General features: G+C 40.9%; 1 protein-coding gene. It reads left to right on the top strand.

Translation table 11 applies throughout. From position 1 onward, the window contains the following. Nucleotides 1-13: 13 nt before the first annotated feature. A partial coding sequence (tuf, locus tag HMPREF3045_RS04145; protein WP_070737175.1) for an elongation factor Tu occupies nucleotides 14-1,182 on the top strand: 1,169 nt, incomplete at its 3' end.

Here is a 1,182-nt window from a genome sequence, read left to right as displayed (position 1 = left end):
TTAGGAGGAAATAATGAGTAAAGCACAATTTGAAAGAAGCAAACCACATATTAATATCGGAACAATAGGTCACGTAGACCACGGTAAAACAACAACAACAGCAGCAATCACCCAAGCATTAAACAAAAAATATGGAACAGGTGAATTCGTAGACTACGATAAAATCGATAAAGCACCAGAAGAAAGAGAAAGAGGAATCACAATCAATACCTCAGTAGTAGAATACGAAACAGAAAAAAGACACTACGCACACATCGACGCACCAGGCCACGCAGACTACGTTAAAAACATGATCACAGGAGCAGCTCAAATGGACGGAGCAATCCTAGTAGTAAGTGCAGCAGACGGTCCAATGCCACAAACAAGAGAACACATCTTGTTAGCAAGACAAGTAGGCGTACCAAAAATCGCAGTATTCCTAAACAAAGAAGACCAAGTAGACGATCCAGAACTAATCGAATTAGTAGAAATGGAAGTAAGAGATCTACTATCAGAATACGAATTCGACGGAGACAATGCACCAGTAGTAGTAGGAAGTGCATTAAAATCCCTACAAGAAGGCGGAGAAGGCGAATGGTCAGACAAAATCCTACAATTAATGGACGAAGCAGACGAGTTCTTTGACATACCAGAAAGAGACAATGACCAACCATTCCTAATGCCAGTAGAAGACGTAATGACAATCTCAGGAAGAGGAACAGTAGCAACAGGAAGAGTAGAAAGAGGAACCCTAAAACTAGGCGGAACAGTAGAAATCGTAGGCCTAACAGACAAAACAAGAGAAGTAGTAGTAACAGGAATCGAAATGTTCCACAAATCCCTAGAAACAACAGAATCAGGAGACAACTGTGCATTACTACTAAGAGGAGTACAAAGAAACGAAATCCAAAGAGGACAAGTAATAGCAGCACCAGGCTCAGTACACCCACACACAGAATTCGAAGGTCAAGTATACGTATTAACAAAAGAAGAAGGCGGAAGACATACCCCATTCTTCTCAGGCTATAGACCACAATTCTTCTTCAGAACAACAGACGTAACAGGAGACATCCAACTAGAAGAAGGAACAGAAATGGTAATGCCAGGAGACAACGCAACATTCAAAATCAAATTACAAAAACCAATCGCTCTAGAAGAAGGATTAAGATTCGCAGTAAGAGAAGGTGGAAGAACAGTTGCATC

The sequence above is a fragment of the Anaerococcus sp. HMSC075B03 genome (assembly GCF_001815585.1).
GTDB classification, from domain to species: Bacteria; Bacillota; Clostridia; order Tissierellales; family Peptoniphilaceae; genus Anaerococcus; species Anaerococcus vaginalis.
Note: the sequence above shows the minus strand (reverse complement) of the source record. Positions and strands in the feature narration are given on the sequence as shown.